This window comes from Pseudomonas sp. VEM90 (genome assembly GCF_054611535.1).
The window spans coordinates 61,895-82,589 of record NZ_JBTRAR010000003.1 but is presented as its reverse complement, the minus strand read 5'-3'; the positions used below and the strand labels follow the sequence as shown (position 1 = coordinate 82,589).

Below are 20,695 nucleotides of genomic sequence, written 5' to 3'. Positions count from 1 at the left end.
AGCATCAACTCACTTTCAGCGCCTGCCTGGCCCTCTGCGTGGTATGCATCGGCTCCGGCTTGGCCCAGTTCTCCGGCAGGTTGATGAAATCCACCAACTCACGCAAGCGGCCCTGATCCCGGCCGTTGAAGGCGAATGACAGGCGGGTCAGGTGGCTGTAATTGCCAACTTCGTGCTCGGCGCTGCTATCCGCTTGCTGGTGATATTTGCCACTCAGGCGCAAATCGGCAAAACCTTCCTGAATGTCATACAGCGCCGCTTCGCTGAGCGGGTGATGCATGCGAATCACGAACTGGCTCTTCAACCAGCGGCTGGAATGGTAGTTGCTGTAGAACTGGTTGATCTCCTCAACGGCCTCGTCGGCACTGTGCACCAGGCGCACCAGTTTCAGGTCGCTGGGCAGGATGTAGCGGTTTTCTTCGAGCTGGCGGCTGATGAAGTCCAGGCAGTCGTGCCAGAAGCTTCCGCCCGGCGAATCCAGTAGCACAACCGGCACCAGTGGGCTCTTGCCGGTCTGGATCAAGGTCAGTACCTCCAGCGCTTCATCCAGGGTGCCGAAGCCGCCAGGGCACAACACCAGGCCATCGGCCTCCTTGACGAAGAACAATTTGCGGATGAAGAAAAAGTGGAACGGCAGTAGTTTGTCGGTACCGTTCACCGTCGGGTTGGCATGTTGTTCGAAGGGTAAGGTGATGTTGAAGCCCAGACTGTGCTCGCTGCCGGCCCCTTCGTGGGCAGCCGCCATGATGCCGCCGCCGGCACCGGTGATGACCATCAGGTCGGAGCGCGCCAGAGTGGCGCCCAGCTCGCGGGCCAGGGCGTACATCGGATGTTCCTGCGGGGTGCGTGCCGAGCCGAACACGGTCACTTTGCGTCGGTCCTTGTAGCGCTGCAGGGTGCGGAACGACTGGTCCAGTTCGCGCAGGGCCTGCAGGGTGATCTTGGCGCTCCAGCGGTCGCTGTCGTCATGGGCCATGCGCAGGATGGTCAGCATCATGTCGCGGTAGAGCGGCAGGTTGGGGCTGTTGGGGGCAACCAGTTGCAGTTGTGCTTCGATATTGCTCAGGTCGATATTGTTGTCGCGGAAGTGGCTGAACAGCAGTTCATTCGAATGGTAAGGCATGCGACGTCTCCTTCTGCACCAATACCTCTGACCTCAATCTAGACCCTTGCGCCCGATCGTGCCGAGGTGTTCGGCACAGCCGCCTGTCGGCCTGCGGCCATCGGCAGCACGGGTTTGGTTAACTGGTAGAGCGAAATGTGTCGATGCAGGAGGTGGCGGTATGCGTCGCTTGGTCATCGAAGTGGACCGGCAGCTCTACCAGCAGCTGGAGAGCGCCGCCCAGGTGCATCACCTGAGCCTTGAAGCCGAGTGCCGCCGCAGGCTGTCGGGGCTGGAGTGCCGGTCGCGATACTTGCAGGCGCTGTTGGCGGAGATGCGCGCCGATGCCGCTGAAGGTCGCTGGCGCGCTCATGAGGACGAGAAAGCGTAGCCTTGACGCTATGCTTATTTCTTCTTGTTGCCGGCCAGGCAGCTGGCGTTGTCGAAGGCTTGGTCCATGACTGGCTGGTTGGTTTTGTAGACCGTGAAGCGGTAGACCATGACCGCGCCCTTGGACATCAGGTTGCGGAAGCCGTTGTTGCGGCACACGCTGTCGCCGAGCTGGCTACGCACTTGCTCAGGGTTGGCCTGCATGCGCTCTGCGTGGCTCTGGCGTACGCTCAGATGGTTGACCAGCGCCTTGCCTTCAACGGTGTACCCCTGATCGAGGATGTCCTCGTTAATTGCGCGCGGGGTGCCGACGCTGCTCTCTTTGGCGACCTTCTGCAGCAGGGTGTTCAGGTCGTAATCCTGCTTGGATGCCGCCTGGGCTGCCAGAGGCAGGGCGAGCAGCAGGCTCAGGGCGGGGGCAATAAGGCGCAGCATGAATCTCTCCTGGTTCGATGACTGGCGCTTTGACATGCGCGGGCCGACGGCGTTCCGTGAAATTGCGCGCGGCGAGGTCCGGCACGGTAAAAAACCGATTATAAGGAGCGCTTTGCCGGCTGCACAGCAATTGCCACCTGTTCTGGTAGACTGGCAGCCTTGTTTTCTCCGAGTCATCCTTGTGCCCATTTCCAATCTGTCCAGAGGCCTGCCGGCATGAGCCATGCGGTAGCGCGTCTGCGCGCCGAACGCCTGGCCCGCAGCAACAAGCCTTTCATCGCCCGTGGCTCGCGTGCCGAGCGTTGCCCGGATTGCCGGGTCATTGCTACCCATTGCCTGTGTGCCTGGAAGCCTAGGGTGCAGGCTGACGCGGGTGTGTGCCTGCTGATGCACGACACCGAGCCGCTGAAACCCACCAACACCGGCTGGTTGATTGCCGACCTGATTGAAGACACCTGGGCCTTCGGCTGGTTGCGCACCGCGGTTGACGAGCGCCTGCTGGCCTTGCTCGATGACCCGAGCTGGCAGCCCTATATCGTTTTTCCGGGCGAGTTCGTTGCCCAGGAGCGGGTGGTCAGCGAGGTGGTGCGCGAGCCGGGCAAGCGTCCACTGTTCATCCTGCTGGATGCCACCTGGACCGAAGCGCGCAAGATGTTCCGCAAAAGCCCGTACCTGGACCGCTTCCCGGTGTTGAGCCTGCAAGCCGAGCAGATGTCGCGCTACTGCCTGCGGCGCTCCAAGCGCGATGATCATTTCTGTACGGCAGAAGTTGCGGCCATGTGCCTGGACCTTGCTGGCGACAGCCAGGCCTCGCAGGCGCTGGACGCCTATCTGGATGTGTTCAGCCTGCATTACCTGAGCGGCAAGCGGCGGCTGCCACTTGACGAGCAGGACGACACCCACCAGCGTTTGCATACCTTCCTATAGTCCAAGGGGCACAACCCCTGCTTTGGTTCATAATGACTGAGCTGGCAGCCAGGGTGGGCGAGACGGCAGGGCGATTGGCTTGATCACCCTTGAACGTGCTCGGCATCCTTGGCGCCGTTTCCCGCCGGGCGCTTCCCTTCCTCTCGAGTGCCTGGCACAGAACAGGATCCTTAGATCGATGGCCACATACGAAATCCTGATTGCCGATGACCACCCACTGTTCCGTGGCGCCCTGCGCCAGGCCGTTACCCTCGGGCTTGGCTCCGATGTGCGTCTGGTCGAAGTTGCGAGCATTGCCGAACTGGAAACCCGCCTGAGCGAAAAAGCCGACTGGGACCTGGTGCTGCTGGACTTGAACATGCCGGGTGCCTACGGTTTTTCCGGTCTGGTGCTGCTACGCGGGCAGTACCCGCAGATCCCCGTGGTGATGGTTTCGGCACAGGAAGAGGCCGCCGTGGTGGTCAAGTCCCGCGAGTTCGGCGCCAGTGGTTTCATTCCCAAGTCCAGCACCCTGGAAGTGATCCAGGATGCGGTGCGCAAGGTGCTTGACGGTGAGGTCTGGTGGCCGCCGCAGGCGTTCGAAAAGGTCGATGTTTCGGCCGAGGCCAAGGCCGCCAGCGAAGGCTTGGCCAGCCTCACGCCGCAGCAGTTCCGCGTACTGACCATGGTTTGTGAAGGCTTGCTGAACAAGCAGATCGCCTATGAGCTGAGCGTGTCGGAAGCGACCATCAAGGCCCACGTTACCGCGATCTTCCGCAAGCTGGGTGTGCGTACCCGGACCCAGGCTGCGTTGCTGCTGCAACAACTGGAATCGGTTGCCAGCAACTGAGTGCGCGTGGCTTCACGCTTTTTTGACCCGAGCCGGTCTAGTCTGCTGGCCTTTCTGCTGTGAAGTGACTTACATGACCTCGCCATTCAAGGGCCAGACCGGCCTCAAACGCATCTTGAACGCCGCTGGCTACTCGCTGGACGGCCTGCGAGCCGCCTTCAAGGGCGAGGCCGCATTCCGCCAGTTGGTGCTGCTCAATGTGCTGCTGATCCCGATCGCCTTGTGGTTGCCGGTCAGCCGCGCCGAACGGGCAATCATGATTGTGGTTTGCCTGCTGGGGCTGATCGTCGAGCTGTTCAACTCGGCGGTGGAGGCGGCCATCGATCGCATTTCGCTGGAGCGCCACCCTCTGTCGAAAAACGCCAAGGACATGGGCAGCGCCGCACAGCTGGTGGCACTGACCATGGTGGCGTTGGTGTGGGGGGTGATCCTGCTTTAAGCGATCGGCGGCAGCACGATTTCATCGCTGCGGGTAAAGCCCGCAGTGAAGTTGCGGCATAGCTCGAGAAACTCACGCATGGCCGAGGTCTGGTACTTTTGTTTGTGCCAGATGAAGTAGAACTGGCGCAGCAGGTCCAGTTCCGGGGTTTCCACAGGTACCAGGCTGCCACGGCGGAAGGCGTCACGCAGGGCCAGACGTGAAATGCAACCGATGCCCAGGCCCGACTCCACCGCCCGCTTGATCGCTTCGGTGTGCTCCAGCTCCAGGCGAATATTCAGGTTGGCGCGGTGATGGCGCATGGCCTGGTCGAAGGTCAGGCGCGTGCCTGAGCCTTGTTCGCGCAGGATCCATGCCTCTTGCGAAAGGCTTTCGATATCGGCGCGGCCCAGTTTCGCCAGTGGGTGCTGTGGCGCACAGAACACCACCAGTTCGTCCTCGACCCACGGCTGAACCTCCAGGTCGGGGTGATTGCAGTCGCCTTCGATTAGACCCAGATCAATTTCGTAGTGCGCGACCTGTTGCACGATATGCGCAGTATTTTGAACATGCAGTTTTACCTGGCTTTCCGGGTGTGTCTGCATGTAGTTGCCGATCAGCAGGGTGGCCAGGTAGTTGCCGATGGTCAGTGTGGCGCCGACCGCCAGCGAGCCGAAACCGGATTTGCCGTTGAGCAAGTCTTCGATTTCCTTGGCCTGGTCAAGCAGGGCTACTGCTTGTGGCAGCAGTTGATGGCCCAGGGCATTGAGGGCCAGGCGTTTGCCGGCACGGTCGAACAGCTGGCAGCTCGATTGGCGCTCCAGCTCGGTGATAGAGGTGCTGGCAGCCGACTGCGACAGCGCCAACAGGCTGGCGGCCCGAGAGACGCTTTGGTGCTGGGCGACAGCAACGAAGACTTGCATTTGACGGAGTGTGAATCGCATATCGATATAACCGATAACACATATCTTGATAATCCAGTTAACAGATATTGTCGCTGCCCCTAAACTATTGCGCAACTGTGCGCTTTGCGCGCGCGTTTTTCTTCAGGAGCCCCATCGATGAGCAACATGAACCACGAACGTGTCCTCAGTGTGCACCACTGGAACGACACCCTGTTCAGCTTCAAGTGCACCCGCGACCCGGGCCTGCGCTTCGAGAACGGTCAGTTCGTGATGATCGGCCTGCAGCAGGACAACGGCCGTCCGCTCATGCGTGCCTACTCCATCGCTTCGCCGAACTGGGAAGAGCACCTTGAATTCTTCAGCATCAAGGTACCGGACGGCCCGCTGACCTCGCAGCTGCAACACCTGAAGGAAGGCGATGAGATCATCATCAGCAAGAAGCCTACCGGTACCCTGGTACTCGACGACCTGAACCCTGGCAAGCACCTGTACCTGCTGAGCACCGGTACTGGCTTGGCGCCGTTCATGAGCGTCATCCAGGATCCGGAAACCTACGAGCGCTTTGAAAAAGTGATCCTGGTCCATGGCGTGCGCTACGTGAACGAAGTCGCCTACCGCGAGTTCATCACCGAGCACCTGCCGCAGAACGAGTTCTTCGGTGAGTCGGTTCGCGACAAGCTGATCTACTACCCGACCGTGACCCGTGAGCCGTTCGAAAATCAGGGCCGTCTGACCGACCTGATGCGCAGCGGCAAGCTGTTCAGTGACATCGGCCTGCCGCCGATCAACCCGCAAGACGACCGCGCGATGATCTGTGGCAGCCCGAGCATGCTCGACGAGACCAGTGAAGTGCTGGACAGCTTCGGCCTGAAGATCTCCCCGCGCATGCGCGAACCGGGTGACTACCTGATCGAGCGAGCTTTCGTCGAGAAGTAAGGCGCAGATTGGTTCAGGAAGGCGACTCTCGGGTCGCCTTTCTTATGCCTGGGATTTGTGCATTGCCTGTTCCGGCCCTTTCGCGGGTAAACCCGCTCCTACAGGTGCAGCGCACGTCTCGGGAATTGTACGAACGCTGTAGGAGCGGGCTTGCCCGCGAAGGGGCCGGTGCTGGCAAACCCGGTCTATTCGACCCGCGTCTCGCCGCTGTACACCAGGACTTCCCGGCACCGCTTGCACAGGTATCGTCGCCCCTGGTGCACCAGCCTGTGCCGCTGCGCGGTAAACGGGAAGTCGCTTTTCGGGCACGGGCAGCGGTAGATGTAGCGGGTCACTGCACGCCGTTGCACGTCATAGTTGTGGCAACGATTGGGCGGCAGCTCATACACCCCGCGCATGATCAATTGCCACTCTTCACCGTGGGCCTGGATACGGTCGCCAAACAGTTGGTGGGCAACCAGGTGCGCCACTTCATGGGCCACGGTCTGGCGCAGGAAGTCTTCCTGGTTTTCGCGGTAGAGCTGCAGGTTGAAGCGCAGCAGATTTTCGTGCAGGTGGGCGACGCCGGCTTTTTGCCCGCGCAGTTTGAAGCTGACCTCCGGGCGCGGGAAGCGGCGTTTGAAAAAGGCTTCGGCTTGCTGGTAACAGGTTTCGACGCGTTGTTTGAGCTGCTCGGGCATGGCGGGGCGGTTCTCCTGACCAGGCATTATGCCGCAAGCGCAGGTGGCTTGCCGAGTCACCGGTCAGCGCACAGCCAGAAGCCGCCTTGCGGCGGCCCCTGGTTGATGCCCCAGTGTTGGTTCAGTCTGTTCTAGTTGGTGTAGACGGGCCCCACGCCCAGTCCCCAGATAATGACGGTAGCCGCCATGATTGCCACCAGTACCACCAAGCCTACTGCCAGCACCGAGCTGGAGAACAGGAAGCCTTCATCCGATGGTATGTTCATGAACGTCGGCAAGCCGACATACAGCAGGTATACCGTGTAGCAGATGGCGGCTGTGCCGATCAGCATGCCCAGCCACAGGTGCGGGTAAAGCGCCGCCAGGCCGCCGATGAACAAGGGGGTGGCGGTGTAGGTGGCAAAAGCGATGCATTGCGCCATGGACGGGTTGGCATCGTAGGTGCGGGCCATCCAGTGGATGAACGCGCCCATTACCGCCACCCCGGCGAGCATGGCCAGGTATGACATGATGCTCATCCAGACAGCGCTTTCCATGGTCAGCATCACTGCCGGTCGGTCACCGATCACCCAGCCCACCTGGGTAGTGCCGATAAACGCCGAAACGGCCGGAATCGCCGCGAGGATCAGGGTGTGCGTCAGGTACATGTGGCTGATGGTTTCTTCTTCGCCACGAATCTCCCGCCATTCCTGATCGGGATGGGTAAACAGCCCCACAACGTGATGAATCATGCCGATCACTCCTCTCAATGTTGCCAAACGCCCCCCAATATGGAGCGCAAGCGGCCCGAGGCCCTAACACCGATGCAAGCGGTAATGTGGCCTTATGTGGCAGTATAGGAAGCCGTTACCCACATAAACCGCGCTTTTTAGAGCAAATTGCGCTGTAAGCGGTGCTGTTGATTACATTGAAGTCTTTATCGGAATGCCTACAGCGATGCTGCGTTTGTGCGTAAAATAGCCGGCTTTTGTCACACCTCGCGGATCCAAGCGCTATGGGCACCCTCTCGGTCAACCAGAACAAACTGCAAAAACGCCTGCGTCGTCTCGCTGGCGAAGCCATCACCGACTACAACATGATCGAGGATGGCGACAAGGTCATGGTCTGCCTGTCCGGCGGCAAGGACAGCTACACCATGCTCGACGTTCTGTTGCACCTGCAGAAGGTGGCACCGATCACGTTCGAGATCGTGGCGGTGAACATGGACCAGAAACAGCCGGGCTTCCCTGAGCACGTATTGCCGGCCTACCTCAAGGAACTGGGTGTCGAGTACCACATCGTCGAGAAGGATACCTACTCGGTGGTAAAGGAGCTGGTACCCGAAGGCAAGACCACTTGCTCGCTGTGTTCTCGACTGCGCCGCGGTACCCTGTACACCTTTGCCGACGAAATTGGCGCTACCAAGATGGCGCTGGGGCATCACCGCGACGACATCGTCGAAACCTTCTTCCTCAACATGTTCTTCAACGGCGCGCTCAAGGGCATGCCGCCGAAGCTGCGCGCCGACGACGGCCGCAACGTGGTGATCCGCCCGCTGGCCTACTGCAGCGAGAAGGACATCCAGGCCTACTCGGACATGAAGGAATTCCCGATCATCCCGTGCAACCTGTGCGGCTCGCAGGAAAACCTGCAGCGCCAGGTGGTCAAGGACATGCTGGTGGAGTGGGAACGCAAGCACCCGGGCCGTACCGAGAGCATCTTCCGTGCCCTGCAGAACGTGGCACCGTCGCAGCTGGCCGACCGGAACCTGTTTGACTTCACCAGCCTTAAGATCGACGAAAACGCTACTCCGCGTTTCCTCGACGTGCTGAACATCTGAGCCCATGCGCGATTACCAGTGGTTGCATGAGTACTGCCTGAACCGCTTTGGCTCGGCCCAGGCGCTGGAGGCTTTCCTGCCGCAGCCGCGCACGCCAGCGCAACTGCGCGACATCACTGATGACCGCTACCTGTCGACACTGGCCCTGCGGGTGTTTCGCGCGGGGCTAAAGCACAGCCTGGTGGATGCCAAGTGGCCGGCGTTCGAGCAGGTATTCTTCGGCTTCGACCCGGAGAAAGTGGTGCTGATGGGCGCCGAGCACCTGGAGCGGTTGATGCAGGATGAGCGCATCATTCGCCACCTGGGCAAGCTCAAGAGCGTGCCGCGCAATGCGCAAATGGTGCTGGATATCGCCAAGGCGCATGGCAGTTTTGCTGCATTCATCGCCGACTGGCCAGTGACCGACATTGTCGGCTTGTGGAAGTACCTGGCCAAGCACGGCAACCAATTGGGCGGGTTGTCGGCGCCACGCTTCTTGCGCATGGTCGGCAAGGACACGTTCATCCCGACCGATGACATGGCGGCGGCATTGATTGCGCAGAAGGTTATCGACAAGCAGCCGACCAGCCAGCGTGACCTGGCTTTGGTGCAGCAGGCGTTCAACCAGTGGCATGCAGAGAGCGGGCGGCCGCTGTGCCAGTTGTCAGTGATGCTGGCGCATACCGTCAATCATTGAGTCTTGTGTTGCTCCCATTCGCGGGCACGCCCGCTCCCACAGGGGCTGCACAGGCTTTAAGGGCGGTGCGAATTCTGTGGGGGCGGGGGCCCGCAAAAAATCTAACTGCCTTCGCCTGCCATGCGCCGCTCATGCTGGAACTTCCAGCGCACGTACAGTAGCCCGGCAATGAACAGCCCCAGGCTCACCAGCACTTCAAGCCAGCCGAATACCGCCCGGGCCGGGTCGAACGCCGCCAGCACGCCCTTGATGAAATAGATATTCACCACGAAGCAGGTCCAGGCATGCGCCCGGGCGCTGCCTTTGAGCATGCCTGGCAGCAGCAACAGCAACGGCACCAATTCGATCGCCAGGATCACCTCGACCCGGGCCCCGTGCAGGTTGGCGAACCACAGGTTGTTCACCACCAGCAGGGCGATCAGGCCGAAGAAGCATGCCAGGCTGAATGCCCGCGTCAGGCGCAGGCGTGGTACCAGCCATTGCAGCGGTGGCAATACCTTGGGCTTTCTAGCCACGCGCCGCCTCCAAGGCCTTGGCCGTGGTCGCCAGGCGTTGGCCCAGGGCGCGGCACAGGGTGATTTCGTGGGGGTCGAGTTCGCGCTTGCCATCGGCACCTGCGTGGTGGCTGGCGCCATAAGGCGTGCCGCCGCCGCGGGTCTCGAGCAGTGCCGACTCGCTGTAGGGCAGGCCCATCACCAACATGCCGTGGTGCATCAGTGGCAGCATCATCGACAGCAAAGTCGTTTCCTGGCCGCCGTGCAGGCTGGCGGTGGAGGTGAACACGCCAGCCGGTTTGCCGACCAGCTCACCGCCTAGCCAAAGGCTGCTGGTGCCATCCAGGAAGTACTTGAGTGGCGCAGCCATGTTGCCGAACCGGGTCGGGCTGCCCAGTACCAGGCCTGCGCAGTGGCGCAGGTCATCAAGGGTGGCGTACAGCGCGCCACTGGCTGGAATATCCGGGGCCACCGCTTCGCATTCGGTGGAAATCGCGGGCACCGTGCGCAGGCGCGCCTCCATGCCGGCCAGCTCGATACCGCGGGCGATGTGCCGGGCCATTTCGCTGGTCGCTCCATGGCGGCTGTAATACAGCACCAGGATGTAGGGCGCGCTCACGGCAGGATCTCCAGCACTTTTTCTGGCGGACGACCGACCACGGCCTTGTCACCGACAACCAGGATCGGCCGCTCGATCAGTTTGGGGTGCTGGGCCATGGCCTCGATCAGTTGCGCGTCGGTCAGTGCCGGGTCGGCCAGGTTCAGTGTTTTATATTCGTCCTCGCCGCTGCGCAGCAATTGGCGCGGGGCGATGCCCAGCTTGCCGAGCAAGGCCTTGAGGGTGGCAGCGTCGGGCGGGGTTTCCAGGTAGCGCACGATGGTCGGGGCCAGGCCGCGGGCTTCGAGCAGTTCAAGGGCGCCGCGGGATTTCGAGCAGCGCGGGTTATGATAGAGCGTGAGGTCAGTCATGTCGGGTCGCATCCAGCTGGGTGTGGCGGCTATTCTAACCGCAGCGACTGACCAATTTGCTTTAAAACTCGAGAAGGATTGACCCATGGCAAGGCGTTTGGCAGCAGTACTGGCCATCACCGCGAGCCTGTTGCTCGGTGGTTGCGGTGCCGATTATGGCGTGGACCAACACGGTAATACGGTTAAGGCCGAACAGATCGAAGGGCACTGGCTGGTGCTCAACTACTGGGCTGAGTGGTGCGGGCCGTGCCGTACCGAAATCCCGGAACTGAACGCAGCGGCCAAGCAGTGGGCGGCTGATGGCGTCAAGGTGGTGGGGGTGAACTTCGATGGCCTGCAGGGGCAGGACCTGAAGCAGGCTGCCGAAACCCTGGGCATCGGTTTCACCGTGCTGGCCCAGGACCCGGCCGAGCGCTATGACCTGCCGCGTAGCGAGGCCTTGCCGGTGACCTACATCATCGACGACAAGGGCAAGGTGCGTGAGCAGTTGATGGGCGAGCAGACCCTGGAAGGGTTGCAGGCCAAGATCAAGGCCCTGAAAGGCGCCTGATGCATTCGGGGCCGTTCTGCAGCCCTTCGCGGGCACGCCCGCTCCTACAGGGGGACGCGATAAACTGTGGGAGCGGGCGCGCCCGCGAAGGGCCGCAAAGCGGCCCCGGCGATCCTCAGCCTTCCTCGGGCCAGAAGCGCAGCGGCTTGCCTTCGGCCGGCCAGAAGCGTATCTGCTCCACCGGTGACACATCCCAACGCTCTACCGTTTCCAGCGCCTGCAGGAAGCGCTTTTCCTGTTCCATCAGCGCGGGTGCGCACAGCTTGCGGGTCTTGCCGACCTTGCCGAAGCTGAGGTGCTCGCCATCGAGCGTGTAAGGCGCAAACCAGTGGTTGCAGCCGCCGTTGCCATAGGCACGGCCGTCGCTGGCCAGTGTCAGGGTCAGGTGGCTGTAGTCGATCAGTGGTCGTTCGCCAATCCACTCCAGCACGTAGCTGCGCTCCTGCTGCAGCTTGGAAGGTTCTGTGGCGCAGCCGAGCAGGCCGGTTGCAATCAGCACGCCGGTCAGCAGATTCTTCACTCGGCGCTCTCCTGGCAACGTGGGCACAGGTGTTTTTCGCCACGGCTGGCCCAGCCCAGCTCTGCGATACGGGCACTGGCAGCCGGTTGACGAGCTGCCTTGCCGAGCTTGGCGTCTACCGCGAACTCGAAGCCCAGCACCGCATCGCAGCGATCGCATTCGACCTGCCAGGTGAGGATTTCCAGCTCGTTGAACACCGGGCCGCTCGCCACGGCAACCCACTGGCCGCGTGGGTTGATCAGGTGGCGCACGCTTTCCACGGTCAGGCGCATGGACAAATCCTTGCTGCCCTTGAGCGTGACCAGCAGGCTGTCGCCTTTATGCATCGAGCCGCCGTTGCCGGTGACCTGATAGCGGCCTGGCACCAACGCACGGCACTCGATCAGGGTGTGTTGCGGGTTGAAAAGGGTGTAGCGAAAATCGTGTTCGACCATGGGTCCTCCAGAAATGCCGCGTATCCTAGCACTAACCCATTACCAGATTCTGTGGATTGCCTGCCGCCCAGCGGTTGATGTTGTCCAGTGTGGTCGCGGCAATGGCATCCAGCGCCTCGCGGGTGAGGAAAGCCTGGTGGGCGGTGATGATCACGTTGGGGAAGGTCAGCAGCCGAGCTAGCACATCGTCTTGCAAGGGCAGGTCGGAGCGGTCCTCGAAGAACAGTTGGGCTTCTTCTTCGTAGACGTCCAGGCCCAGGTAGCCAAGCTGGCCGCTCTTCAGTGCGTCGATCAGCGCAGGGGTGTCGACCAGCGCACCGCGACCGGTGTTGATCAGCATGGCGCCGGGCTGCAACTGGGCCAGGCTTTGCGCATTGATCAGGTGGCGAGTGTGCTCGGTCAGTGGGCAGTGCAGGCTGATGATGCGGGCTTCGCGCAATAGCTCGGGCAGGGGCATGTAGCGGGCGCCAAGGGCCAGCAGCTCTGGGTTGGGGTAGGGGTCGTACGCCAGCAGCTTGCAGCCGAAACCGGCCATGATGCGGGCAAAGGCGGCACCGATCTGGCCGGTACCGACCACCCCGACGGTTTTGCCGTGCAGATCGAAACCGGTCAGCCCGTGCAAGGTGAAGTCGCCTTCGCGAGTGCGGTTGTAGGCCCGATGCAGACGCCGGTTGAGTGCCAGGATGAGCGCCACGGCATGCTCGGCAACGGCGTGTGGCGAGTAGGCCGGCACACGCACCACGGCCAGGCCCAAGCGCTGGGCGGCGGCCAGGTCGACGTGGTTGTAGCCGGCCGAGCGCAGCGCGATCAACCGCGTGCCAGCTGCGGCCAGGCGCTGCAGCACCGGTTCGCCGAGTTCATCATTGATGAAGGCGCAGACCACCTCAAAGCCATCTGCCAGGGCGGCGGTGTCGAGGGTCAGGCGGGCGGGCTGGAAATGCAGCTCCAGGGTGGTGCCGCGGGCAGCCTCGGTGAAGCTTTCCTGGTCGTAGTGCTGGCTGCTGAACAACAGGGCGCGCATGGTGGAACTCCTTTGCAATGCATGTTTTGGGTGGGGCGCTGCCTGTCAAGGCATACCCAGCGAGGCCCAGATCCACTCAAGCGCTCAATCTGGCCTGTGCCGCCAGCCGGCTGATCGCGCTGTCCAGTTCATCCAGGGCCTGCTGCGCCTGCGGATTGTCCTGCTTCAGCAAGGTTTCGCTGCGTTGGCACGCTGCCCTTAATTGCGGCACGCCGCAATAGCGTGAGGCACCGTTCAGACGGTGTACTTGCTCGATCAGGCCATTGCGGTCATCGGCTGCGCGGGCGGCGCGTATGGCTTCACGGTCCGTATCCAGCGACGCCAGCAGCATGCTCAGCATGTCAGCCGCCAGATCTGCCTTGCCAGCGGCCAGGCGCAGGCCCTCTTCGGGGTCGAGTACCTTCAGTTCGTCGCCGTTGGTCAGCAACTCGGCCTGCGCCTGCTGCGGTGTGCCCAGGCTCAGGCCGGTCCACTTCATCACCACCTGGGCCAGTTGCCGTTCGCTGATCGGTTTGGTCAGGTAGTCGTCCATGCCGCTGTGCAATAACGCACGTTTTTCGTTGGCCATGGCATGGGCCGTGAGGGCGACGATCGGCAGCGGATTGCCGCTTTGGGTGTTCTCCCACAGGCGGATCTGTTCAGTACAGGCGCGGCCGTCCATGCCGGGCATCTGCACATCCATCAGCACCAGGTCGAACAGCTCGCCCTGCACGGCCTGTACCGCCGCATGGCCATTGTTGACGGCCAGTACCTCGGCACCCAAGTCTTCGAGCAGGGTTTTCACCAGCAGCAGGTTGGCGGCATTGTCGTCGACGCAGAGTATTTTCGGTCGGCGCTGGCCATTGGGGTTATTTGCATCGGCCAGCGGTCGACGTGGTTGCACCAGTTCCAGCAAGAGACGCCGCAGCTTGCGGGTGCAGGTCGGCTTGGACAGCAATTGGCCATGGCCGTTAGGCAGGTATGGGTGGTAAAGCGCCTGCTCGGTGGTCGGGCACAGCACCACGCACTGGCAGTGGTAACGCTCGAGCTGCTGGTGATAATGGCCCAGTTGCTCGGGCGACAGGTTGCCTAGGTTGGCCCCGAGCACCGCGAACTCGAACGGCAGGCCGGCCTGGCTGGCGGCCTGCACCCCCTGCAGCAACTGGTCATAGGAGCCGAAAAGGCTCACGCTGAGGCCGCAGTCTTGCAACTGGTGCTCCAACGCCTGGCGTGCCAGTTCGTGGCCATCGACAATGGCGGCACGGCGGCCCAGCAATGGCTGCGGTGGCAGTTCTTCAGCATCGTCATGCGCCTTGGGCAGGTTGAGGCTGATCCAGAACTGCGAACCTTCGCCCGGGGTACTGTCGACGCCGATCTCGCCGCCCATCTGTTCGATCAGGCGCTTGGAAATCACCAGCCCTAGACCGGTGCCGCCGGGCTGGCGGGCCAGTGAGTTGTCAGCCTGGCTGAAGGCCTGGAACAGTGTGCGCACATCCTGTGGTGACAGGCCGATGCCGGTGTCCTGCACGCTGATGCGCAACTGCGCGCAGTCTTCGTGCTCGTCTTCCAGCATGGCGCGCACGACGATGGTGCCTTCGCGGGTGAACTTGATGGCATTGCTGACCAGGTTGGTGAGGATCTGCTTGAGCCGCAACGGGTCGCCAACCAGCGAAGCAGGTGTGTCACGGTAGATCAGGCTCAGCAATTCCAGCTGCTTGGCGTGGGCGGCCGGAGCGAGGATGGTCAGGGTGTCCTGGATCAGGTCACGCAGGTTGAACGGTATGCTGTCGAGCACCAGCTTGCCGGCTTCGATCTTGGAGAAATCGAGGATCTCGTTGATGATTCCCAGCAAGTTGTCAGCAGACTTCTCGATGGTGTTCAGGTAGTCGAGCTGGCGGGGTGTCATCTCGCTTTTTTGCAGCAGGTGGGTAAAACCGAGGATGCCGTTGAGCGGGGTGCGGATTTCGTGGCTCATGTTGGCCAGGAACTCCGACTTGATGCGGCTGGCCTCAAGTGCCTCTTTGCGCGCCATGTCCAGCTCGATGTTCTGGATTTCGATGGTTTCCAGGTTCTGGCGCACGTCTTCGGTGGCCTGGTCGATGCTGTGCTGCAGTTCTTCGTGGGCGTTTTGCAGGGTTTCGGCCATGCGGTTGATGCCGTGGGCCAGTTCGTCCAGCTCATGGCTGCCCAGGGTCGGCAGGCGTTCCTCGAGGTGCCCGTCCTTGAGCTGGTTGACCGCGTGCTTGATGCGCTCGATAGGGTCGTTGATGGTGCGGCTCATGCGCAGCGCCAGCAGGCCACTGAGTGCCAGGCAAGCGAGGATCAGCAACAGGCTGGTGAACAGGTTGCGGTAGCCGCGCAGCAGTGTGCCGTCGTGCGACAACTCGATCTCTACCCAGCCCAGCAGGCGATCGGCTTCGGCGGGCACGGCGTCGGTGGCCAGGTCACGGTGGTGGCCGAACACTGGCATCAGGTAGCGGGTGGCGTCGTTGCCACTGCGCTGCAGGAGTTGGGTGCCGGTACCGCCGCTGGGCGGCAGGTTGAGCATGCTCGGGCCTGCGTGTGCCAGGCGCGTGCGGTCTGGGGCCAGGAACGCAACTGCGCGCACATCGGCCTGCTCCAGGGTTTGTGCGGCAATTCTCTCCAGTTGCGCAGGCGCGAGCCGGGCCATGGCGGGTGCGGCCAGTGGCGCCAGTTGTTCGGCGATCATTTTGCCGCGCTGCAACAGCTGGGTGCGCAGGTCGTTCTGTTGCAGCCAGGTGAAATAGCTACCCAGCACCAGGGCCATCAAGCCGGCCGGCAGCAGTGCCAGCAGCAAGACCCGACTGCGGATTCCCAAACGATCGAGCACAATCGCCTCCTCTGATGTGCCTGGATGCCGTCAAGTGGTAACGGCCAAGCCGCGAAGTTACTCCGCCTGCGGCACCATTGCATCTCTTTAGTATGTGTCATGCGCTGTTGCCGGGGTATTGGTCGCAACGCGGTTGCCTGGCACGTGGCGAATGCTCAATAATCGCTCAATTGAGAATTAATGGCAGTTGCCAATGAATCCTGTAGCTATTTACAACTCCAATATCCTTGCCATCGAGGACGACCCGGTTCTTGGTGCCTATCTGCAAGAGGAATTGCAGCGCGGGGGCTTCCAGGTCACCTGGTGCCGCAATGGCCTGGAGGGCCTGGAAACGGCTGGCCGCCAGGCTTTCGATGTTGTGCTCATGGACATCCTGCTGCCCGGGCTTGATGGGCTGGACGCCTTGGCGCAGTTGCGCAGGCGCAGCGCCACGCCGGTAATCCTGATGTCGGCGCTGGGAGCCGAGGCCGACCGTATCAGCGGCTTTCAGCGCGGTGCTGACGATTACCTGCCCAAGCCATTCAGCATGGCCGAGTTGCAGGTGCGCATCGAGGCGATTCTACGCCGCGTGGCCCTGGAGCGGCGGCATCAAGGCCCGCTGGAGCAAGCCAACTGCGGCGAACTGCAGTTCGACGAGGGGTTGTGTGACGTGTGCCTGGATAATCGCCTGGCAGGTCTGACCCCCAGCGAATACCGCGTGCTGGACATCCTCAACCGCAACCTCGACGAGGTCCTCAGCAAGCCGTTCCTGTACCAGCAGGTGTTGCAGCGCGGCTATTCACGGCACGACCGCAGCCTGGACATGCACGTCAGCCAGATCCGCCGCAAGCTCAAGGGCATCGGTTATCACGAACGGCAGATCCGCACCGTGTGGGGCAAGGGTTACGTGCTCAGTGCCGGCGAGGCAGAGTGAACCATGCTCGACCGCCATTCGCTGTTCTGGAAGCTGGCCATCTTGCTGGTGGGCTTCTGCCTGCTGATGATCGGCCTCAGTTATACCTGGGGCCGGCACATGGAAACCCAGAACGCCTTCCTCTCGCAGCCGGCACGGCAGACGTTGCTGGGCTATGCCGCCGAAGCTGAAAAGGCCTGGCGCAGCGGCGGTCGGGCAGGGCTGGACCAATGGGTGGCGGCCATGCATCAGCGCGAACGGGGCTGGGTTGGCGTGCTCGACATCAACCTGCGGCCGCTCGACAACGCCACACTCAACCCGCAGATCATGCAGCGTCTGACGCGCCTGCGCGGTGTCGATTGGCCCATGAGTCGGCGCAGCGTCGACCAGCCGTGGGTGCGCATACCGTTCCCGGGGGCGCCGGAGCAGGGCATGCTGGTGATCGAACTGCCGCAGCGCTTCAATCCGGGCCAGCACCGCGTGCTGTGGCGCATCGTCACCAATGGCATTATCCCGGGGCTGTTCACCTTGCTGTTGTGTGTAGGCCTGTACCGCATGTTGATCGTGCCGCTCAATCAACTTCGCGAGCAGGCCAATGCCTGGCGGGCCGATCAGCTGTCGGCCCGCCTGGACTCGCGCACCATCGCCCGGCATGACGAGTTGGGCGAACTGGCGCGTGCCTTTGACCAGATGGCCGAGCGGCTGCAAGGCACGGTGGCTATGCAGCAGCAGTTGCTGCGCGACCTGTCCCACGAAATGCGTACGCCGCTGAGCCGGCTGCGGGTGGCCTGCGATGGTGAAACCGACCTGCAGCGTCTGCGTGATCGCCTGATCCGTGAAGTGGACTGCATGCAGCAACTGGTCGAAGACACCCTGCAACTGGCCTGGCAGGACGCCGAGCGTGCGCCGATGAACCTGGAGCCGATCGAGGTCCACGCCTTGTGGGAGTTGCTGGCCGAAAATGCCAGCTACGAGAGCGGCTGGTCGCCTGCGCAATTGCGCTGCGAAGTGCCGGCCGACTGCTGGGTGCAGGGCAACCTCAACCACCTGGCTCAGGCGCTGGAGAACATGTTGCGCAATGCCATTCGTCACTCGCCGGCCGAGGGGGTAGTGCGGCTGGGAGGCCAGCGCGAAGGCGGTTATTGGTGGCTGTGGTTGGAGGATGAAGGTGGCGGTGTGGCTGAAGAGGACCTGGAGCGGATCTTCGCGCCGTTCTCGCGGCTGGACGGTTCTCGGCCGGGGGATGGGGGCTTCGGTCTGGGCTTGAGCATCGCCCGCAGTGCCATTCAGCGCCAGGGCGGGACCTTGTGGGCGCAGAATGGCAAACGCGGGTTGCGCTTGTGGATGAAGTTGCCGTTGCATGTGCCGGCCTCTTCGCGGGTAAACCCGCTCCTACAGGCTAGCGGATCCCCGTAGGAGCGGGTTTACCCGCGAAGAGGCCGGCACATGTCACACCGTTATAGCTTGTAGCTATATGCACTACAGATTGCGTGATATGGCCGCGAAGGGTTTGCCGGTATGATAGGCACCCCGCCGTCCGGATTGCGAAATACGCCCATGACCTTGCAGTACCCAACCATCGCCGATTGCGTCGGCAATACGCCACTGGTTCGCCTGCAGCGCATCGCTGGCGAAACCAGCAATACCCTCCTGCTCAAGCTCGAAGGTAACAATCCCGCCGGCTCGGTGAAGGACCGCCCGGCACTGTCGATGATCGCTCGCGCCGAACTGCGTGGCCAGATCAAGCCAGGCGATACCCTGATCGAAGCCACCTCAGGCAACACGGGCATCGCCCTGGCGATGGCGGCGGCGATCAAGGGCTACAAGATGATCCTGATCATGCCCGACAACTCCACCGCCGAGCGCAAGGCCGCCATGACGGCCTATGGCGCCGAGCTGATCCTTGTGACCAAGGAGGAGGGTATGGAAGGCGCCCGTGACCTGGCCGAGAAGCTGCAGGCCGAAGGCCGTGGCCTGGTGCTCGACCAGTTCGCCAACGGCGACAATCCGATCGCCCACTACAACAGTACCGGCCCGGAGATCTGGCAGCAGACCCAGGGCACCATTACCCATTTCGTCAGCTCCATGGGTACCACCGGTACCATCATGGGCTGCTCGCAGTACCTCAAGGAACAGAACCCTGCGGTGCAGATCATCGGCCTGCAACCGATGGAGGGCTCGGCCATTCCGGGCATTCGCCGCTGGCCCGAGGAATACCTGCCGAAAATCTTCGACGCCACCCGCGTCGACCGCGTGGTCGACATGTCGCAGCAGGAAGCCGAAGACACCACCCGTCGCCTTGCGCGTGAAGAGGGCATTTTCTGCGGCGTGTCTTCTGGTGGTGCGGTCGCGGCCATGTTGCGTCTGTCCCGCGAAGTGGAAAATGCCGTGATGGTTGCGATCATTTGCGACCGCGGCGACCGTTATCTGTCCACTGGCCTGTTTGACCCACGCTAAATGTCCAAGAAAAAAAGCAACAGCGGCCTGCGCTTCCAGCCGGCCGGCGGCAATCGCACCCCCCAGGTTCCCGTGGGCAAGAAGCAACGGCTGGACATCGAGCGCCTGGCCGGTGACGGCCGTGGCATCGCCTTCCTCGACGGGCGTACCTGGTTCGTCAGCGGCGCCTTGGCCGGTGAGGTCGTGGAGGCACGCGTGCTCAATGCCCGTGGCAAAGTGGTCGAAGCCCGCCTGGAGCGGTTGCTGCAGGCCGGGCCCGAGCGCCGTGAGGCGCCATGTCGCTACTACGACCGCTGCGGTGGCTGCAACCTGCAGCACCTGCCGCACGAAGCGCAACTGGCGCTGAAGCAGCGCACCCTCGCCGAGCAGTTGCAGCGGGTGGCCGGCGTGCAACCCGAGGAATGGGCAACACCCCTGAGCGGGCCGGAATTCGGCTACCGGCGCCGGGCCCGTGTGGCCGTGCGCTGGGACGTCAAGGCGCGTCAACTGGAGGTGGGGTTCCGCGCCGAAGCCAGCCAGGACATCATTGCCATCGACGATTGTGCCGTGCTGGTACAGCCCTTGCAGTCGATTCTGCGCCACTTGCCGACGGTGCTGCGCTCGTTGAGCAAACCGCAGGCGCTTGGCCATGTGGAGCTGTTCAGTGGCACCGCCGAGGCGGTTCTGGTGCGCCACGTCATGCCGTTGCCGGCTGAGGACCAGGCCAGGCTGCAAGCGTTCTGCGAGCAGGCCAATGCCCAGCTGTGGCTGCAAGGCGAAGGGGAGCCGGCGCCCGTGGACCCTGCTGCGCAGTTGGGCTTTGCCCTGGCACCCTGGCAGCTGGAGCTGGCCTGGCGCCCGGGTGATTTCGTGCAGGTGAATGCCCAGGTCAATACCGCGATGATCGAGCAGGCCTTGGCCTGGCTCGCGCCAAAGGCCGACGAGCGTGTGCTGGACTTGTTCTGCGGTCTGGGCAATTTTGCCCTGCCGCTGGCCCGCCAGGCGCGTGAGGTGGTGGCAGTGGAAGGTGTACAGGCCATGGTCGATCGGGCCGCGGCCAATGCCCGGAACAACAATGTGCATAATGCACGGTTTTTTCAGGCCGATTTATCGCAGCCTTTGGCAGGCACCGGATGGGCCGCCGAAGGCTTTTCTGCGGTACTCTTGGATCCACCGCGCGACGGTGCTTTCGAGGTGGTGCAAGGCATCGCCCGCCTCAAGGCCAGAAGGCTGGTCTACGTATCGTGCAACCCGGCCACGCTGGCGAGAGACGCCCAAGTGCTGGTCGGCCAGGGGTACCGGTTAAAAAGGGCCGGGATTCTCGACATGTTTCCTCAGACGGCGCATGTCGAGGCCATGGCGTTATTCGAAGCGGGCTAGCTGACTGGCCCCTTGGTGCGGTTGCCACGGAATGGCGGCCGCACGGTGATCG

The 20,695-nt window shown here is 62.4% G+C and carries 24 protein-coding genes; 12 read left to right on the top strand and 12 right to left on the bottom strand.

Annotated elements, in window-relative coordinates:
• Positions 1-4 precede the first annotated feature (4 nt).
• On the bottom strand, positions 5-1,123 hold the full coding sequence (locus tag ACYCCG_RS04525; RefSeq protein ID WP_176682777.1) for an LOG family protein: 1,119 nt from the start codon (positions 1,121-1,123) through the stop codon (positions 5-7).
• A gap of 160 nt (positions 1,124-1,283) precedes the next feature.
• Between ACYCCG_RS04525 and ACYCCG_RS04520 the strand changes: the two genes are divergently transcribed.
• The gene (locus tag ACYCCG_RS04520; protein ID WP_209964013.1) at positions 1,284-1,493 is read left to right on the top strand and encodes a hypothetical protein; all 210 of its coding nucleotides are present in this window, start codon (positions 1,284-1,286) and stop codon (positions 1,491-1,493) included.
• Positions 1,494-1,507: 14 nt separating this feature from the next.
• Here the strand turns inward: ACYCCG_RS04520 and ACYCCG_RS04515 are convergent, their stop codons facing one another.
• On the bottom strand, positions 1,508-1,927 hold the full coding sequence (locus ACYCCG_RS04515; protein ID WP_021785869.1) for a quorum-sensing-regulated virulence factor family protein: 420 nt from the start codon (positions 1,925-1,927) through the stop codon (positions 1,508-1,510).
• Positions 1,928-2,143: 216 nt separating this feature from the next.
• Here ACYCCG_RS04515 and ACYCCG_RS04510 point away from each other — a divergent pair, with 216 nt between their 5' ends.
• From ACYCCG_RS04510 to ACYCCG_RS04500, 3 genes are all read left to right on the top strand, one after another.
• The gene (locus ACYCCG_RS04510) at positions 2,144-2,854 is read left to right on the top strand and encodes a tRNA-uridine aminocarboxypropyltransferase (RefSeq protein ID WP_459669547.1); all 711 of its coding nucleotides are present in this window, start codon (positions 2,144-2,146) and stop codon (positions 2,852-2,854) included.
• 178 nt (positions 2,855-3,032) lie between these two features.
• Entirely contained in the window at positions 3,033-3,683 is a 651-nt protein-coding gene (gene erdR, locus ACYCCG_RS04505) for a response regulator transcription factor ErdR (RefSeq protein ID WP_010952699.1), read from the top strand.
• A 73-nt stretch (positions 3,684-3,756) separates the two neighbouring features.
• Positions 3,757-4,122, top strand: coding sequence for a diacylglycerol kinase (locus ACYCCG_RS04500; protein ID WP_176682780.1), 366 nt, complete (start codon positions 3,757-3,759; stop codon positions 4,120-4,122).
• On the opposite strand, the gene finR is transcribed toward ACYCCG_RS04500, so the two are convergent.
• Complete coding sequence (gene finR / locus ACYCCG_RS04495; RefSeq protein WP_003252379.1) at positions 4,119-5,045, bottom strand: LysR family transcriptional regulator FinR; 927 nt, start codon at positions 5,043-5,045, stop codon at positions 4,119-4,121. The genes ACYCCG_RS04500 and finR overlap by 4 nt on opposite strands.
• A gap of 117 nt (positions 5,046-5,162) precedes the next feature.
• Between finR and fpr the strand changes: the two genes are divergently transcribed.
• Positions 5,163-5,942, top strand: coding sequence for a ferredoxin-NADP reductase (gene fpr / locus ACYCCG_RS04490; RefSeq protein WP_003252381.1), 780 nt, complete (start codon positions 5,163-5,165; stop codon positions 5,940-5,942).
• Between the two features lie 185 nt (positions 5,943-6,127).
• Here fpr and ACYCCG_RS04485 read toward each other — a convergent pair whose 3' ends face one another.
• Positions 6,128-6,622, bottom strand: coding sequence for a SprT family zinc-dependent metalloprotease (locus ACYCCG_RS04485; RefSeq protein WP_209964017.1), 495 nt, complete (start codon positions 6,620-6,622; stop codon positions 6,128-6,130).
• A 131-nt stretch (positions 6,623-6,753) separates the two neighbouring features.
• Positions 6,754-7,353 carry a Yip1 family protein gene (locus ACYCCG_RS04480; RefSeq protein ID WP_103443838.1) on the bottom strand — a complete coding sequence of 200 codons (600 nt, stop codon included), beginning with the start codon at positions 7,351-7,353 and terminating at the stop codon, positions 6,754-6,756.
• Positions 7,354-7,616: 263 nt separating this feature from the next.
• Between ACYCCG_RS04480 and ttcA the strand changes: the two genes are divergently transcribed.
• Positions 7,617-8,441 carry a tRNA 2-thiocytidine(32) synthetase TtcA gene (ttcA, locus tag ACYCCG_RS04475; protein ID WP_014592121.1) on the top strand — a complete coding sequence of 275 codons (825 nt, stop codon included), beginning with the start codon at positions 7,617-7,619 and terminating at the stop codon, positions 8,439-8,441.
• 4 nt (positions 8,442-8,445) lie between these two features.
• The gene (locus ACYCCG_RS04470) at positions 8,446-9,117 is read left to right on the top strand and encodes a DNA-3-methyladenine glycosylase I (protein WP_209964019.1); all 672 of its coding nucleotides are present in this window, start codon (positions 8,446-8,448) and stop codon (positions 9,115-9,117) included.
• A gap of 101 nt (positions 9,118-9,218) precedes the next feature.
• Here the strand turns inward: ACYCCG_RS04470 and ACYCCG_RS04465 are convergent, their stop codons facing one another.
• From ACYCCG_RS04465 to arsC, 3 genes are read right to left on the bottom strand one after another with little or no spacing between them, the layout of a single operon-like run.
• A complete protein-coding gene (locus tag ACYCCG_RS04465) occupies positions 9,219-9,632 on the bottom strand; it encodes a DUF2069 domain-containing protein (protein ID WP_176682783.1) in 414 nt (137 codons plus the stop codon).
• Complete coding sequence (gene wrbA / locus ACYCCG_RS04460; protein ID WP_014592118.1) at positions 9,625-10,230, bottom strand: NAD(P)H:quinone oxidoreductase; 606 nt, start codon at positions 10,228-10,230, stop codon at positions 9,625-9,627. The genes ACYCCG_RS04465 and wrbA overlap by 8 nt, the downstream gene beginning before the upstream one ends.
• On the bottom strand, positions 10,227-10,580 hold the full coding sequence (gene arsC / locus ACYCCG_RS04455) for an arsenate reductase (glutaredoxin) (protein ID WP_339443486.1): 354 nt from the start codon (positions 10,578-10,580) through the stop codon (positions 10,227-10,229). The genes wrbA and arsC overlap by 4 nt, the downstream gene beginning before the upstream one ends.
• An 85-nt stretch (positions 10,581-10,665) precedes the next feature.
• Between arsC and ACYCCG_RS04450 the strand changes: the two genes are divergently transcribed.
• Positions 10,666-11,130, top strand: coding sequence for a peroxiredoxin family protein (locus tag ACYCCG_RS04450; RefSeq protein WP_010952706.1), 465 nt, complete (start codon positions 10,666-10,668; stop codon positions 11,128-11,130).
• Positions 11,131-11,245: 115 nt separating this feature from the next.
• Here the strand turns inward: ACYCCG_RS04450 and ACYCCG_RS04445 are convergent, their stop codons facing one another.
• The 4 genes from ACYCCG_RS04445 to ACYCCG_RS04430 form a co-directional block, all read right to left on the bottom strand.
• On the bottom strand, positions 11,246-11,650 hold the full coding sequence (locus ACYCCG_RS04445; protein ID WP_021782541.1) for an META domain-containing protein: 405 nt from the start codon (positions 11,648-11,650) through the stop codon (positions 11,246-11,248).
• Positions 11,647-12,084 carry a hypothetical protein gene (locus tag ACYCCG_RS04440; protein WP_176685503.1) on the bottom strand — a complete coding sequence of 146 codons (438 nt, stop codon included), beginning with the start codon at positions 12,082-12,084 and terminating at the stop codon, positions 11,647-11,649. The genes ACYCCG_RS04445 and ACYCCG_RS04440 overlap by 4 nt, the downstream gene beginning before the upstream one ends.
• 31 nt (positions 12,085-12,115) lie before the next feature.
• Positions 12,116-13,105, bottom strand: coding sequence for a 2-hydroxyacid dehydrogenase (locus tag ACYCCG_RS04435; RefSeq protein WP_176685502.1), 990 nt, complete (start codon positions 13,103-13,105; stop codon positions 12,116-12,118).
• Between the two features lie 76 nt (positions 13,106-13,181).
• The gene (locus ACYCCG_RS04430) at positions 13,182-15,935 is read right to left on the bottom strand and encodes a response regulator (protein WP_176685501.1); all 2,754 of its coding nucleotides are present in this window, start codon (positions 15,933-15,935) and stop codon (positions 13,182-13,184) included.
• A gap of 193 nt (positions 15,936-16,128) precedes the next feature.
• Here ACYCCG_RS04430 and ACYCCG_RS04425 point away from each other — a divergent pair, with 193 nt between their 5' ends.
• From ACYCCG_RS04425 to rlmD, 4 genes are all read left to right on the top strand, one after another.
• Complete coding sequence (locus ACYCCG_RS04425) at positions 16,129-16,848, top strand: response regulator transcription factor (RefSeq protein ID WP_176685500.1); 720 nt, start codon at positions 16,129-16,131, stop codon at positions 16,846-16,848.
• 3 nt (positions 16,849-16,851) lie between these two features.
• Positions 16,852-18,243, top strand: coding sequence for a sensor histidine kinase (locus ACYCCG_RS04420; protein ID WP_176685499.1), 1,392 nt, complete (start codon positions 16,852-16,854; stop codon positions 18,241-18,243).
• Positions 18,244-18,384: 141 nt separating this feature from the next.
• Positions 18,385-19,284, top strand: coding sequence for a cysteine synthase CysM (cysM, locus tag ACYCCG_RS04415; RefSeq protein WP_010952713.1), 900 nt, complete (start codon positions 18,385-18,387; stop codon positions 19,282-19,284).
• Positions 19,285-20,643 (top strand): 23S rRNA (uracil(1939)-C(5))-methyltransferase RlmD, encoded by a 1,359-nt coding sequence (gene rlmD / locus ACYCCG_RS04410; RefSeq protein ID WP_339443490.1) that lies wholly within the window; start codon positions 19,285-19,287, stop codon positions 20,641-20,643.
• The last annotated feature ends 52 nt before the right edge of the window (positions 20,644-20,695 follow it).